Source organism: Niastella soli (assembly GCF_017742245.1).
Taxonomy (GTDB): domain Bacteria; phylum Bacteroidota; class Bacteroidia; order Chitinophagales; family Chitinophagaceae; genus Niastella; species Niastella soli.
Window position 1 is genome coordinate 762351 of sequence record NZ_JAGHKO010000004.1, and the last position, 15717, is coordinate 778067.

At 45.7% G+C, this 15717-nt stretch carries 8 protein-coding genes; 4 read left to right on the top strand and 4 right to left on the bottom strand.

The genetic code is table 11. The annotated features are described in order from the left end of the window. Positions 1-36 precede the first annotated feature (36 nt). The 3 genes from J7I42_RS17945 to J7I42_RS17955 all read right to left on the bottom strand — a co-directional run bounded on the left by J7I42_RS17945 (position 37) and on the right by J7I42_RS17955 (position 7240). Complete coding sequence (locus J7I42_RS17945) at positions 37-1842, bottom strand: RagB/SusD family nutrient uptake outer membrane protein (protein WP_209140221.1); 1806 nt, start codon at positions 1840-1842, stop codon at positions 37-39. A gap of 231 nt (positions 1843-2073) precedes the next feature. Further along, positions 2074-5229 (bottom strand): SusC/RagA family TonB-linked outer membrane protein, encoded by a 3156-nt coding sequence (locus tag J7I42_RS17950; RefSeq protein ID WP_209140222.1) that lies wholly within the window; start codon positions 5227-5229, stop codon positions 2074-2076. A gap of 379 nt (positions 5230-5608) precedes the next feature. After that, entirely contained in the window at positions 5609-7240 is a 1632-nt protein-coding gene (locus J7I42_RS17955) for a DUF6377 domain-containing protein (protein WP_209140223.1), read from the bottom strand. Positions 7241-7368: 128 nt separating this feature from the next. Here J7I42_RS17955 and J7I42_RS17960 point away from each other — a divergent pair, with 128 nt between their 5' ends. From J7I42_RS17960 to J7I42_RS17970, 3 genes are all read left to right on the top strand, one after another. Next, positions 7369-7884 (top strand): hypothetical protein, encoded by a 516-nt coding sequence (locus J7I42_RS17960; RefSeq protein ID WP_209140224.1) that lies wholly within the window; start codon positions 7369-7371, stop codon positions 7882-7884. After that, positions 7869-8717, top strand: coding sequence for a tetratricopeptide repeat protein (locus tag J7I42_RS17965; RefSeq protein WP_209140225.1), 849 nt, complete (start codon positions 7869-7871; stop codon positions 8715-8717). The genes J7I42_RS17960 and J7I42_RS17965 overlap by 16 nt, the downstream gene beginning before the upstream one ends. A gap of 374 nt (positions 8718-9091) precedes the next feature. Beyond that, positions 9092-13243, top strand: coding sequence for a sugar-binding protein (locus tag J7I42_RS17970; RefSeq protein WP_209140226.1), 4152 nt, complete (start codon positions 9092-9094; stop codon positions 13241-13243). Between the two features lie 57 nt (positions 13244-13300). Here J7I42_RS17970 and J7I42_RS17975 read toward each other — a convergent pair whose 3' ends face one another. Next, entirely contained in the window at positions 13301-14314 is a 1014-nt protein-coding gene (locus J7I42_RS17975) for a metallophosphoesterase (RefSeq protein ID WP_209140227.1), read from the bottom strand. 143 nt (positions 14315-14457) lie between these two features. Between J7I42_RS17975 and J7I42_RS17980 the strand changes: the two genes are divergently transcribed. After that, complete coding sequence (locus J7I42_RS17980; RefSeq protein ID WP_209140228.1) at positions 14458-15708, top strand: WG repeat-containing protein; 1251 nt, start codon at positions 14458-14460, stop codon at positions 15706-15708. Positions 15709-15717: the final 9 nt, after the last annotated feature.

Below are 15717 nucleotides of genomic sequence, written 5' to 3' on the forward strand. Positions count from 1 at the left end.
AAGACCCAATGATGGACCTTACAGGTCTTGGAGGAACTAATATCCCGCATTCTGCTGTCCAACCATTTTCGGATTTGAATTGAGCTCTGCCAGCGGAATGGGCCAGCTATAGGTCTTATCTTTCCATTCAAGTTTGCCCGTAACGTTCATCGCCGATTCATAATACTTGGCTTCGGAAGCCCCGAGGCGCCAACGGCAAACATCAAACCACCACCCACCTTCGTTGAACAACTCGGCAAAGCGTTCATAGTACAGCGGGTTATTGCCCAATACCGGATCATCAATAGCAACAGTAGCGCCGGTTAAACTGGTATAATCAACCGGTGAGCTCGCATTTACGGGATAACCATAAGCCCGGCGTTTTGTTTTGTTCAGGTATTCAAGTGCGGTAGCATTATCACTCGTTGCTTTTGCGGCTTCGGCGTACAACAAATACACGTCTGCCAGTCTGATCAGATAATAGTTCCAGGCATCGGCAGGGCCCGTGTTGTTGATATTATTGAAGATGGGTGCATACTTTCTAAAGCTCCAGCCATACCGGTTTGCCTGTCCGGACCAGAATGCAGGCATAGACACCGGGAACCAATGCGCGCCATCATACTTTACCGAATCGAGCCAGGGTTGCAGGGCATTTACAAACAACCGCGGATCACAGGTCTGATTGGCCCTTGTCTGTAACGACTTTTGTTTATAGACAGGGTCCATTATCTTTTGGGGGTTGGTATAACTTTTAGGGTTACCGGCGTCGTAAGCAGGATTGTCAATTAATTTATACGAACCCAGGTCAAAACCGAAACGCGACACGTTTTTGTCGTGGAAGATCTCATTGCCATAACCCAGCGGATTGGAAGCGCCTTCGGTGCCATCCATACCCAGGGCCCAGGGACACCAGACCAACCCATTGATGGAAGTAGCATTGGGCGTATTGCCATATACCCCATAGTTGCCTTTTGAATCCTGGTCAATATTCAATTCAAAGATCGATTCTTCATTGAACTCATTGGCCTCGATACCGATAAAGGCATCGCGGTATTTTGCATAGGGCATTAAAGACCTGCCGCTGTTATCGATCACCTCTTTCAATACCGTCTTTGCATCGTTCCAGTTCTGGGTAAACACATACGCTTTGCCCAGTAATGCTTTGGCAGCCCATTCGTTGATCCTGCCTTTATCATTGCCCGACCAGGTTTTTCCTTTTAGTAACTGGGCTGAAGTTTTTAGATCACTTACGATCAGGTCCCACACTTCTTTTACCGTGTTGCGTGTTTTTTGTGTTCCTTCCAAACCGGTAGGCAGGTCGCTGAAAATAGGTACGCCTTTTTTATCGGCACCACCTGCTGCAGTTATATAGCTTTCGCCAAACAAACATTCGAGGTTAAAATAATAATAAGCCCGTAAAAAATAGGCCTGTCCTTTTACCAGGTCTGCGGTAGGCTGGTCCTGTGGTTTCCCGGTATGCGACATATAAAAATCCACGCCCTGTAAGGCCACATTGCAATTTTTGATACCGGTATAAAAACTCGTCCAGGCCTCCTGCACGTATTGGTTGGTAACGCTTAGATTGGTGGCGGCCATTTCATTCCAGGAAGGGTCGCCATCATATACACTATTAGCCGTATGCGTAGCGTTCGACAATGCCTTTGGCCACAAGTGAAAGCCAAACAGATTCGCATCGCGCAAATTGCTATAACAAGGCGCCAGCACACTGTTCAGATCATTCAGCGTGGCGGGAAAGTTCGTGGTTGAATAGGCGTCGGTTGGTGCAACCAGCCCGGGATCTTTTTTACATCCGGCCGCCAGTAGGACCAGGCTGATTACGATGAGATTTATTTTATTGAACATGATAATATTTTTTAACGATGAGTTTCACGAATGTTTGAAGTATGAGGTACGAGGTATGAGGTATGAGGTACGAAATTTCGCGAACTTCTACTTCTTATTTCCTATTTCTTACTTCCTACTTCTTACTTCCTATTTCTTACTTCCTATTTCTTACTTCCTATTTCTTACTTCCTATTTCTTACTTCCTACTTCTTACTTCCTACTTCAGATCCTGGATCTCGCACTTCGCCTCTAAAAGTTAATATCAATACCCGCTGAATACAACTTCACCTGCGGGTATTGCGATACGGCATCCAACCCGCGGGTGGTAACGCCTACGGCATTGCCTACAAAACCCGACATAGCAGCCGCCGAGAACGCACTTCCTAATTCAGGATCGAGCCCTGAATATTTGGTGATCACAAACAGGTTATTGGCCATTACAAAAATGCGGGCAGTCTTTATTCCTGCCTTTTGCAACAGCGGCGCATTGAATGTATAGCCAACCTGCAGGTTCTTTAATTTCAGGTAATCGCCCTTTTCTACAAAGTAGCTGTTCACTGAAGTGTAGTTCTTATTAGGATCGAGGGTAAATGTACCGTCGTTGTTCTTTATACCTAAACGGGGCTGACCAGTTAACTGGTTATCGCCGAGGAAAGACGCGCCAAACACTTTGCTGGTAGTATTGCCATCGGAGAATGGATACATTTCATAGGCTTTCACGCCATTGAAAATATCAACGCCGGCTACGCCATTGAATAATAACGAGGCATCGAAACCTTTGTAATTAAGCCGGATGGCAGCGCCGTATACAAATTTCGGATTGGGGTTACCTATTACCTGGCGGTCATCTGGCGAGAGTGTTTTTCCATTTTTATCATCATGTGCAAAGATCAGGTCGCCCGCTTTTGCACCGGGTTGCGCCGTAGCCGCAGCCGCTTCGGCATCGGATTTAAACATCCCTACCACTTTGTACCCATAATAGGAACCAAATGGTAAACCGGCCTTTGTAATGGTAATGCTCTGGTTCGACATAACGCTGAAACCAGCATCGCCTGTAGAATAATAGTTATACCCATCGAACAGTTTGTCATTGGCAATGCCGCTCAGATCGATCACTTTATTTTTATTGAACCCGCCGTTCACACTAACGTCGAAGCCAAAGTCAGAAACTTTGCCCCGATATCCCAACAGCACATCAACCCCTTTACTATTCACTTTACCGATATTGGTAAAATAAGGAGCGGTATAACCTGAACTCAACGCAACGGGCAACGCATATAACATATCTTTTGTATCGCGGGTATAGTATTCAACCGTGAAATAAGCTTTGCCGTTCATGGCTTCCCCATCTATACCCAGGTTGGTCTCATACACCGTTTCCCAATGCAGATTGGGGTTGGGAATGGCATTCACCGTAACACCGATATCCAACGGGCCACCGGGTGCAAAGTTCACGCCGGATAAAGAACCCAATCCATTGGGCCCGGCAAAGGGACTATACGTTGCCACATAAGTATAAGGAGGAATATTGCTGTTACCCAGCGTACCATAACTACCGCGGAGCTTTAAGCGGTTCAGTGCAGACCGCAACGGCACAAAGAAATTTTCTTCGCTGAGATTCCAGCCGGCCGAGAAAGCACTGAATACCCCGCGTTGTTTATTGGGCCCGAATACCGTGAAGTTGGCATCCTGCCGTACAGAACCCGTTACATAATAACGGCCTTTGTAATTATAATTGACCCGGCCAAAAAATGATTTTATCAAACCCTGGTTATCATCCTTACCCGATACCGTAGCGGAGGACTGCGATGTTTGTACAAAGGAATAACCGGGTCTTCCTACATAACTCTGAAAGGCGTTGATGTTGCGGTATTTGTTGGTGATCTGTTCAAATCCGGCGATGGCATTGATGTTGTGTCCGCCAAATGCCTGATCGTACGTAAGCACATAGTTTGTCAACAGCTGACTGCTCTTGATAGCAGTACGGGTAAGTGAATTCACATTGTTTACCACGGGACCAAAATTGAAGGTCGACTGATAAAAGTCCTGCGACTCATCGTAATAAGCATAACTTACGTTGGTCCTGAAAGTAAGGTGCAGCGGCAGTTTTACTTCTGCATAAATATTTGCCTGCAGGTTATTTTTAAAATTGATGGCATCGGCCGATTCAGCGGCACCTACCGGGTTGGGCCCACCGAATTGTAATCCGCCATAACCGGGCGGCACCACACCCCAGCTGCCATTGGCATTCTTAACAGGGATGATGGGCAATGTTCTGAACGGTGCATTGTGCAACTGCGCTTCGCTCCCCACTGGTGGCGCCGTTTTCCGTTGTGATAAAGCCAGCTGTTCACCGATCTTTAAAAAAGGCGTCAGTTTATATTCCGTATTGATCCTGGCCCCGCCGATATTGGAATAGTTCTTTATATAAATGCCTTTTTGTTTATTGTAAAAGCCCGAGAACAGGTAGTTCACCACCGGTGAAGAACCGGCGATGGATAAATTATAGTTCGTTTCCGAAGCATCGCGGTACAGGGCATCCGTCCAGTCGGTATCGGCCAGCGTATCGGTATGGTTGGCGCCGGCAAAAAAGGTGGGGTGAATGATGTTCTGCAAACGGATGTATTGTTCCTTATTGAGCAGTGAAATAAGCTTTGGTTTGGTAACCCCGCCCCGTGCATTGATGTTAATAGCAGGTTTGGCAGAAGCGCCCTTTTTGGTAGTGACCACGATCACCCCGCCTGCAGCAGCAGAACCATAAATGGCGGCGGCGCTGGCGTCTTTTAAGATATCAATGGTGGCAATATCCTGCACGTTGAGGTTGTCGCCATTGGTACGAACGCCGTCAACAATATACAATGGCGTGGGCTGGTGTAAGGAAGAAAGCCCGCGGATGATGATGGTGGAACCGGCATCGGGACTGCCTGATGATTTGATGACCTCTACGCCTGCTACCCTGCCCTGTATTGCATCGGTAACATTGGTAACCGGCATGTTCTTGATGGTCTCTCCTTTTACCGAACCAACGGCACCGGTTACATCGGTCCGTTTTTGGGTTCCATACCCCACCACTACAATTGATTCAAGATTCGATTCGAGTGTTTTCAGTACTATCTCCAACTGGTTACTGCCTTTTGCAAGGCTCACTTCTTTTGTTTCATAACCAATGTAAGAAACAAGCAGGACGTTCACCCCTTCGGGCATTGCCAGTTCAAATTTTCCTGAGGCATTGGTGGTCGCATTGTTTTTGGCCCCTTTGGCTATAACGGTGGCGCCTGGTAAGGGGGCGCCTTTTTCATCTGTTACGGTGCCGGTAACAGACCTGGGCTGGGCATAACTGATTTGAAAAACCAGTAGCAATACAAAGCCGCACCACAGGTGATGAAGCAATCGCTTTCTTTGCATAAACTGTTAATTTTTGGATTGAGATGAAATGATGTTCTTGCAAGCGAAGTCAAAAAAAAGATAAGCGGCGGGCGTTGGCAAAATATATAGCTAAAGTATAGGAAATATTGCCCTAAAAGCGGCTAACCAATATTGTAAGTAATTTACAGGCAGCGGGTTATGAACATATTAATTTTACTGGAATATATCCACAAGTAAGGGGAATTTGCATTGATAATTCGCGTAGCAGATTACAAATTTCAGGGGTTCAGGTTCAGAGCTTTCGGTTTAAAGTCCAGGTTATTAGGTTCGTGGGTTATTAGGTTATTAGGGTGACTGCCGCGACGGGGCGTCTGCCGTCTGCTCTCGGCTGAGCCGAGACCGTCTGCTGCCTCAGGACTTAATCAATAGTCTTAATCCGCATGATCTTCTTCTCAAACTCCTCATTCGGCACTACCGACTTGTTCCTGATGCGAGTCTTGTAAGTATTGATCGTATTGACGGAATATTGCAGAATATGCGCAATTTTTTCATTTTCATGAATACCCATGCGGGCGAGGGCAAAGATGCGCAGATCGGTATTGAGCAATTCATTATCCTCCAGTTCTATCCGGTCTTCTTCCCGGAACAGTTCATTGAACTCGGCCACAAAATTGGGAAACAGTTTCAGAAAGGCCCGGTCGAAATGTTTCAGCAACTCTTCTTTTTCTCTTTTCAGGTTGATGTTATTTACCAGGAAACGGATCTCATCGAACTTGCGGTCAGTTAGTTTCTGGTCTATGGATTTCTTGAACCGTTCTATCTTGTCGAAAAACTCGGAGTTAACATTAAAGAAATAGCCTATATACTCTTCTTTTATCTTATTGGCGTCGTTTAGCTTTTCATTGGTCTCCGACAACCGCCGGTTTGCCTCCTGCATATTATGATGTGCTTCCAAAATGGCTTTCTGCGCACGCTTTAGTTTTTTCAGCTGTTTGAATACAATGATTATAAGGGCTACTACCAGCAAGAGTAAAAAGGTAACCAATCCCGCATACCAAAGCAGTTTTGTTCTTTGTTGTTCTATTATGGCATATTTCTGTGCTTCTATGAGCGGCAGCACATCACCCACCTGTACTTTACGCTGGCGGGCCCCAAAGAACACCGCATCGGAAAATGCCTGGTTAATACATACGGAAGCATTCCTGATATCGGCTTTCTTATATAATAAGGTAGATAAGATAAATGCGGCGGATGTTTCTTTGGTGCTGGATTGTACATCTGCGATCATGGCCCTTATAAGCAAAAGAATGGCCTGATCATTATCACCATTTTGAATATATAGATCACTGAGCGTAGAAGCCGTGATGGCTATCTGGTGCGGGGTAAGACCGGGACGGGCCAATAACTGATCAAAATTCCGTTTGGCATCAACGCGGTTACCCGATTTTAACTGTTTCAGTCCTTCATAATAAATATAGTCATGCGAATGGTTGGCCCAAAGCGCCAGCGCCGAATCGATGTACAGGGCGCCTTTTTCAGTATACCGCGGTGTATGGTACTGGTCTTTATCATAATCGCCCAGGTCGTAATAATATCTGCCCATGAGGGCGTAATATTCCGCCCGGCAGCTGTCGGGCACCGCACTGATCTGGATGGCTGACAGGGAATCAAGCGTTTCTTTATACATGCCCGACGACAACATGGAAAAACCCATTTTGATGCGGGCATAATTGATCAGGGCCGGCTCATTGAGACGAAGCGCCACGGCCAGCATTTTTTTGGCGTAATTGTAGGCAGAATCGTACTGAAATACCCGATAAGCATTGTACAGGTTTTCGTACGCTTTAAATAATGCCGGCAGGTTGTTATTATTGGTAGCGGCCAGCAATTTTTTGAAGGACTCGATCTCGCCCAGTTTTTTTTGATCTAATTCCCGTTGCTGTGCCAACACCTCGTTCAATTGTTTCAGGGAACGGGCGAGTGGTTCCGTTTGAGCATACTGGTTACAGAATATGAACAGGCAGGCGGATAGCAGCAGCAATTTTTTCATATGATCGTTATGGCAAAAGGGGCTTTTATCAAAACTAAAACAGAATGGGAGCAAATCCAAATCGCAGACAGCGTAAAATTATAATTGCAAAAATTGCAATTTGCCCAAAAAGCACGTATTATAGGGATATGAAACCCTTTTTAACCATACTCCTGTTAACGGTTACATTAGGCGGCTTTGCCCAGGGAACATTCAATTACAAAGGAGTTGACAGCTTCCCTTTGAATACCGGAGATATTGCGTTCAACGCCACACTCGACGATTCTACTTTTAGCCTTTGCAACCCCCGTACAGTTTTTCAGTATTATAATACCGACTCTTATTACAAGCAACATAAAAGGGAAATTGAACATTATTTTAAAAGCCATTACCACCCCACTATACAAACCGCCCGCGAAACCGGCTATCTCACTATCCGTTTTATTATTAATTGTAAGGGCCAAACAGACCGGTTCAGACTATACGAACTGAATGCCGATTATCAGCCTTACCAATTCGATACAGGCATTAGCAGCCAGTTGCTGAAGTTAACAAAAGAGCTGCGGGGCTGGCAACCTGCTGTATATAAAAATAAGATATACGACAGCTATCAATATATAACTTTCAAACTAACAAAAGGAGCCATTGAATGCATTTTACCCTGAAAAAGCTCAGCTTGTTGTTGCTATGGCTGACCGTTATACAATGGTGCCGGTCACAAACAAACTGCCGGGTATTTACCGATAGCTGCCATATTAAAGCCTGTCTGATATACAATGCAGCAGACTCATTCCACCAGGGTACCCGCCTATCGCAGCAATACTATGACAGTGCCATTAGAACATGTCCGGATTATGCCGAAGCCTGGCGTGCGATCAGTGTCCCATATTTAAAGCGGGGCGATTTCTTTACCTGGCGAAAATACCTTGACAAAGCGGTGGCATTGAAACCCTTTCCCAATTTAGGCATCAGAGGATGGTGCCGGTGGAAATTTCTCAGGGATTATGAAGGCGCCTTAACAGACCTGCGGCAATTCGATACGCTGTCAGGGTTCCATCCAGCCAACAGTGGCGATGGCTATTTTAATTTATACATCGTTATGGCCATTTGCGAACGGGAGCAGGGCAACTATCAACAGGCCTTTCATTATTTTTCGCTGGGTATTGACAGTGTGCTGAAACAACAGGGCGATAAATGGATCGGCTTTTCAGATTACCTGCACCGCTGTGTTACCAGGATGAGAATAAAAGATTATACAGGCGCCTTGCTTGATCTTGACCTGCAAATAAAGAAGTACGACAATTTCGCCGAGATCTATTACTACCAGGGTTTGATCTTTCATTTACTACACCGCGAAAAGGAGGCGATAACAATCCTGGAAAAAGCCGAAGCGTTGTTGACCGCCAATCACCATCTTTCGGACATCTACTGCGAAATGCCCGACGAAGTATTTATGGAAGATATTGAGGAGGCAATTGATCGCATAAAGAAAGAGTAAGCCGCCGGTTTCAGTCTATACCGCTGTTATATTCTAAAAAATTTAACTGTACTATTAATTGGTTGGTTTACACAAAGCTACCCTTTTAAAAGAAGTGTATTTTTCCCCATTTAGCTAGATTTTCCTTATACTTTTTGGCCCTGGCAGATCACTTGATTAGTTTACATGTCCGACGATGATCGTGTTTCGCAATTTGCATTTTGCGCATACCCCGTATACCCCCCTGCACAATTTATTTCAACCCCTTCTTCACAAGAAAGGTTGCTAAAAGTATAGCTCCCTGATCCAATGAACATTGCCATATTTAAAAACACCGGCCTGGTGCTGGCTATCCTATGCGGTTAGTCGAGACAGGCCATAAACCAGATCCATTTATGAAAAAAATTGTATCTCACATTGCTTTACTGTTGGCCTGTCTGGCGCCGTTTTCCCTGTTGGCGCAAAGCGATGGGCTGCCAAGGGGCGCCAACAACATGCCCTATACCCGTTATGAGGCTGAAAACGGCAGCTTAGGCGGCAGCGCTTCCTTACAATCATCTCCACAGTTCATTCAAACAGACATTGCGTCGGAGGCTTCCAATCAAAAATATGTAAGCCTGCCGGCCAACGGTTCGTATGTACAATGGAAAACCAGTGCCGCCGCCCGGGGGGTAAATCTTCGTTTTACCATGCCCGATAACAGTTCCGGCACCGGCCAGACCGGGTCCCTAAACCTGTATGTAAACAACACGCTGGTAAAGACCATTGATCTTAGCTCTTATTGGGCTTATCAGTACTTTGATGTGGGTGGTGAAGGCGATCCGTACCAAACACCCCGTACCAAAACATTTATGCGGTTTGATGAAGTGCATTTTACTGTTACCAACACGATCAATGCCGGTGACACCATTAAAATTCAAAAAACAAATGGCGATGGCCTTACGTATGGAGTTGATTTTATTGAACTGGAACCCGTGCCTGCTGCCATTGGCCTGCCTGCCAATTATTTGAGTGTAACAGATTATGGCGCGGTGGCCAACGATGCCAATGATGATTACGCGGCCTTTAATGCCTGTATTGCAGCCGCCAAAACACAGGCAAAAAATGTATACATCCCAGCCGGTCGCTTTTTATTAAGCGACAAATTACTATTGACTGTGACCAATATGAAAATAACCGGTGCAGGCGTCTGGTATACCCAGGTATATTTCTCCACCGATAAACAGTTTTATGGTGGTATAATGGGTCGCAGCAGCGGCGTGGAAATTTCCAATTTCACCCTGGGCACCGCCAATAATGACCGGTTAAAGTATGATGAACCCAATCCGCGTGACGGACAGAAATACAAAATTTACAAGGGTTTTATGGGCACTTATGGCAATGGTTCGAGTATCCATGATATTTGGGTAGAACATTTTGAATGCGGTTTCTGGATCGGTGGCTATGATGCCCCCTACCCTGTTGATGTTACCCGCAACCTGACCATTTCCAACTGCCGGATCAGAAACAATTACGCAGATGGCGTTAACTTCTGTATTGGCACCTCCAGCTCTACGGTAACCCAATGCAGCCTGCGCAATAATGGTGATGATGCGCTGGCCATGTGGCCGGCCAGCGATGTACAGGGCTCCGTACAGGAACGCAACAATACGTTCAGCAATAATACCATCGAAAATAACTGGCGGGCCGGTAGCATTGCCATTTTTGGTGGTACCGGTCACCAGGTGCATCATAATTACATAAAAGATGGCGTGGCGGGTTCTGGCATTCGATTTACCAATGACTTCGCTGGTTTTGGTTTTGAATATCCCGGTGATGTTACTCATTTTTATGAGAACACCATCGAAAACTGCGGTACCAGTTACGATCTGTGGAATCAGATGCGGGGCGCTATAGAGTTTTTTGCGGGCTCGGGTATCTTTAACATGCAGTTTGGTAATACCACTGTCCTTAATTCACAACGCGACGCCATTCGTATCAGTGGCAGCAACCTGCATCATATAGTATTCACCAACACCACCATCAATGGAACGGGTAAAGACCCCGTAACCCGGGACATCCCCGCTGACGTGTATGGCGGTTTTGGCATTTATTGCGATGCCAATTCGCAGGGTATGACGTTTAACAACCTCTCGGTCACCGATGCGGAATCAGGCACCTACATAAACAGAAACCCTTCTTTTCAACTTGTTTTTCAAAATGTAAATGTGCCGGTTACCAGTGTAAGTATTAGTCCGGCCGGAGATACCACCCTGGCACTGAACCAGTCGGTCCAATTGACACCGGTGATTGTACCAGCCGATGCCAACAATAAAACAGTAAGCTGGAGCAGCAGCAACCCTTCCGTTGTTACAGTTGATGCATCGGGTAAGATCACCGCAGTGGGCACCGGCTCGGCCATTATTACCGTAACAACGGCCGACGGTAATAAGACTGCAACCAAAAACATAACCGTCAGTCCGGCCGTAAATATAAAAGCTACAGACGAAACAGCCGGGGAAGGCGGCAATACGGGTTCCTTTACCATCAGCACGGCCGGCATTACCCAGGCAGCCACCATACACTATGCAGTTAGTGGCACTGCCACATCGGGAGATTATACTGCCAGTCCGGCCCTGAGCGGAACGGTTACCCTTACGCCCACGCAGCTTTCACAAACCATTACCATTAGTCCGGTTGATGATTCGCAATTTGAAGGTGCTGAAACGGTCAGAATAACTTTGTTACCTGGTACCGGTTATAAGCTGGGCCCTGATACGGTGGCCGTTATTACTATTGCTGATAACGACAACCCGCCCTGTACCGCCCCGGTTATTGGACTGGTAAATGGAACGCCCCCCGTGATAGATCAAAATATAGAAGCAGCCTGGGCATCGGCACCGGCTACCAACATCAACCAGATAGTATTGGGTAGCCGGCCGGCAGATTATAGTGGAAAATGGCGGGCTTTATATGATAACAATAATCTGTACCTGCTGGTTGAAATAAACGACGCCACCCGGCTTAATGATTCAGGTCCCAGCTGGTGGGAAGACGATGTAGTGGAAATATTCATCGATGGCAATAACAGCAAGGGCAGCAGTTACGATGGATTGAATGATTTTCAGTTTGGCTTTAGATGGAACGACAATACCGTACATACCGGTGGCAATTCAGTAGCCAATACAACGGGGATCAATTTCAGGATGTATGCAACCGGTACTGGTTATACCACTGAAATTGCCATTCCCTGGACCACCATTGGCGCCACACCGGCCATAGGCAAAGCCCTAGGCCTCGATATACAGATTGACGATGATGATAATGGCGGCTCCCGCGATGCGCAAACAACCACCTTTTCCACTAATACCACCGCTTTCCAAAATCCCTCGGTATTTGGCACCGTATACATGACCAGTTGTAACGGAAATGTGAATCAGCCACCCGTTGCCAATGCAGGCGCCGACACCACGTTAAGTGCGGGCACAACCAGTTTCACCCTGCATGGAACAGGCACCGACCCTGAAGGCAATGCGGTAACTTATAGCTGGACACAGGTTAGCGGCCCAACTGTTACCATTTCCAATGCCAATACGGCCAACCCGGCCCTCTCAGGACTGACAACCGGTAATACGTATGTATTTCAGTTAACAGTAAGCGATGGCGTTTTAACGGCTACTGACAATGTAGCTGTAGGGGTGCTTTCTTCGGCGAATGTGGTACATGGTTACCCAGCCGCGGGCACTATCACCATCGATGGGGTACTATCAGAGGCGGCCTGGCAACTAAATAACAATGCCACCAAAAACGTGATCGGCACGGCCAATAACAACGTGACCTTTGGGGTGTTATGGGATAATAATAACCTGTACATCGCAGCCAGGGTGCTGGACAATACACTTAACAACGATTCGCCCGATCCCTGGAACAATGACGCTATTGAAATATTTATAGATGCCAACAACAATAAGCTCACTAACTATGATGGTTTAGACAATCAGTTTATAAAAGCCTGGAACAATAGCTCGCTGTTTACTAAACTGAGTGTTAGTGGGGTGCAACATGCGTGGGCAGCCGTTAGTGGTGGCTATGCGATCGAGCTCAGTATTCCCTGGTCGCAATTGGGTATTACGCCGGCAGCCGGTAAGCAAATTGGTTTCGATATTGCAAATGACGATGACGACAATGGCGGGGACCGGGATGCCCAGGCGGTATGGATGGGCACCATCAACAATTACCAGAACACCTCGGCTTTTGGTACCCTGGTGATCGAAAACACAGCCGCTACCCTCCTGAGCAACTTGAATGTGCAAAATATGCGCATAGCCACTGAGGGTAACCTGCAGGTGTTGCCCAACCCGGTTAGCAATGGCAACGCCACCGCTATTATTTCAGGGGGCAGTGAAACCGGCATAGTCAGGGTCTTCGATCTGGCTGGCCACCTGGTTTATATCACCAAAGGTCAGGGACGCATTCCGCTGTACCTGCAAACACTGCCTAAAGGATTGTATCTGGTAAGGTTTGAATCAGGCGTGCGGTTGATCAATAAACGAATATTGATAAAATAAGTATAAATAACCGCTTTACATGGTAACTGCGTCCCGGTATACCGGGACGCAGTTTTATTATTGGTGTTTTGCGTTGTTTAATGCTCCCTTTAATGCCGTTACTTTATTAGGCGTATTCAAACTTTTTTGCAAATCCTCCAGGGTGAGATTGTTTGCTCTGCTTTTGAAGAGAAAAGTTTTGAACAGGTGTTTGTTTGCTTCCACACTAAAATTTCCCTGGTGTGTTGCAAACAGCTCATTGGTAAAGTTTTCAATTTGGGCTTTGATAGGCACATAGGAATTCACCAACTCGTTTTTCCAATTCCTGATGTCATTCAAATAATTTACTATTTCAGCATCCTCAATATAAGCCAGTTTTTCAAGCTGTTTATCTATATCGGCAAAAGTCATTTCCTGCCAGTTCTTAGCCTTTAAAACGGGGATTTGCCAGGTCCTTTGTTGTTCTTTCCAGTAATCAGCTTTCGCCTTTACCTGGTGGATGATAAAACCTGGCAATTCAATGGCTGTTAAATAATCACCATGACAGGCACCGGTATCAATCCCATAGGTGTTATTGAATATTGCAGGCTTTTCCCCTACTACCTGATGTCCGTAAATGATTGGCTTTGTACCCTTGTAAAATGCTGTCCAGGAACTGCCCTCGGGATATTTCTTTTCCAGGTATCTGTCTCCTGCAGTAGCGCCACACAACACTTCCTGTTTTTGTTTTGCAAGTTCCGTGTCGTGTTCAAAAAAGGCGTGAATTATAATTGCCTCCTCGGTTTCATAAAAATAGTCAAGTCCATCTAACCACTTCAAAAATCCCTCATACTCGCTGCCAAACTGCACTTTTACTATTTCCTGGGCATAACTTAAGACATTGTTCTGGTGTTTTCTTTCATGATTGCCCATTAAAACCACGCTATTGGGCCGGTTCAAAAAGAATTCATACACTTCCTTTGATTTATTTCCCCGGTCAACAATATCGCCCAGGGAAATAAGCATATCCTCAGCCGTTAACCCAACTTTTTCTATTAACTCCATCAATTCATCATAACAACCATGGATATCTCCAACAATAAATTTTCTCATAGGATTTCTACCAGTTTGCAGCAGCCAAGATAGAAATTTTACTCAACAATCCATAGGAGCCGATTTGTGCCAGTAGTTCAATAAATACCCGGGACTTTTATTTATGAGGCAGATTTATATCTTTGCAGCTGCAAATCCTTATTATGAAAAACTTCGGTTATCTGTGCCTGCTGCTGTTTTCGCTTCAAAGTATTGGCCAATCCCATACTTATCAACCCCCGCTCACTTTTTATCCGTATTCCGACGGTCATCTTTGGGGCATAACCAATGCTAACCGGGAAGTACTTATGCCACCCCAATTCGATATCCCTGCTTTTTTTGTTGGCAGTTATCCCTTTGCCATTGCCATGAAAAATAAAAAATATGGCACCATCACCCGCGATTATAAAGAACTCACCCCCTTTTCCTACGATAAGATCGAGACACTATCAAGCCCTTTTGGTTACGGAATGGTTAAAGGGAAATATATCCTGCTCAATCTTAACACGGGCAAGGTGATTTCTTCCAGCGCTTTTGACTCTATAGAGAATTATTGCTACTGTAAAGAAAAACTGTTTGTTGTAGATAAAGGCGGAAAGAAGATCTTGTATAGTACCCTTACCGACAAACAATGGAACAAAAACACTTTTGAGCAGGTTGAATTCGCAGAAACGGACAACGGCCACAGCGCCCTTGTAAAAACCGGTGGTAAATTCGGGTTGATCGATACAAAGACCAATGCCTGGTTAATTCCCGCCAAATACGACCAGTTAAAAGGGGCCTGGCACAATGACAAGAGAATTTTTATAGGGATTGAAAATGGGAAGACCGCCTGCTTTGATCGCAACGGTAAAGCCATACAAGTAGAAAATCCCAATGCAGAGGAATCTTACTCCGGAGGAATGGGAGTCGTAGAGGCAAAACGAGAAAAGCCTAACATGGAAGGAAAGTTAGATCTGTATATTCACAACCTGGGTAATAATAACTGGAAAGTGAATCTGGAGATCCACAAAGCCGGTAACGTAGAGGTATTTCAATCAGCAAGCCTGCAAGGTTACACGGCCTTAGAAAAAATTCTTTACGACAGCAAGGACTACAAACAGCCTGCTATCATTAAAGCGGTAAAGGAGGGCAAAACCGGTCTTATTGGCCTTAAAGGCCAAATACTTGTCTCCTTTCAATATGATAATATCGAGTTCCTGGATCTTGAGGATCACTGGTTTTTAAAAACCACGTTAAACAACAAAGAGGGCCTTTTGAAAATGAACTGTGTTGAGCTCATGAAGCCCGTATTTAAGCATGTGCTTGGAATAGATTTTAATGTAGAGGCCCTGTTTGTGGAAATGCCCAACGGTCAGCGGGGATATATGGACGAACAAACAGGCAAAATTTATATTCCCGGTATAGAAGATTGATCGGCTTTC

Bases quoted from the DNA above. Each gene is read 5' to 3' on its own strand.
- J7I42_RS17945 (WP_209140221.1), bottom strand. From the start codon at position 1,842: ATGTTCAATAAAATAAATCTCATCGTAATCAGCCTGGTCCTACTGGCG.
- J7I42_RS17950 (WP_209140222.1), bottom strand. From the start codon at position 5,229: ATGCAAAGAAAGCGATTGCTTCATCACCTGTGGTGCGGCTTTGTATTG.
- J7I42_RS17955 (WP_209140223.1), bottom strand. From the start codon at position 7,240: ATGAAAAAATTGCTGCTGCTATCCGCCTGCCTGTTCATATTCTGTAAC.
- J7I42_RS17960 (WP_209140224.1), top strand. From the start codon at position 7,369: ATGAAACCCTTTTTAACCATACTCCTGTTAACGGTTACATTAGGCGGC.
- J7I42_RS17965 (WP_209140225.1), top strand. From the start codon at position 7,869: ATGCATTTTACCCTGAAAAAGCTCAGCTTGTTGTTGCTATGGCTGACC.
- J7I42_RS17970 (WP_209140226.1), top strand. From the start codon at position 9,092: ATGAAAAAAATTGTATCTCACATTGCTTTACTGTTGGCCTGTCTGGCG.
- J7I42_RS17975 (WP_209140227.1), bottom strand. From the start codon at position 14,314: ATGAGAAAATTTATTGTTGGAGATATCCATGGTTGTTATGATGAATTG.
- J7I42_RS17980 (WP_209140228.1), top strand. From the start codon at position 14,458: ATGAAAAACTTCGGTTATCTGTGCCTGCTGCTGTTTTCGCTTCAAAGT.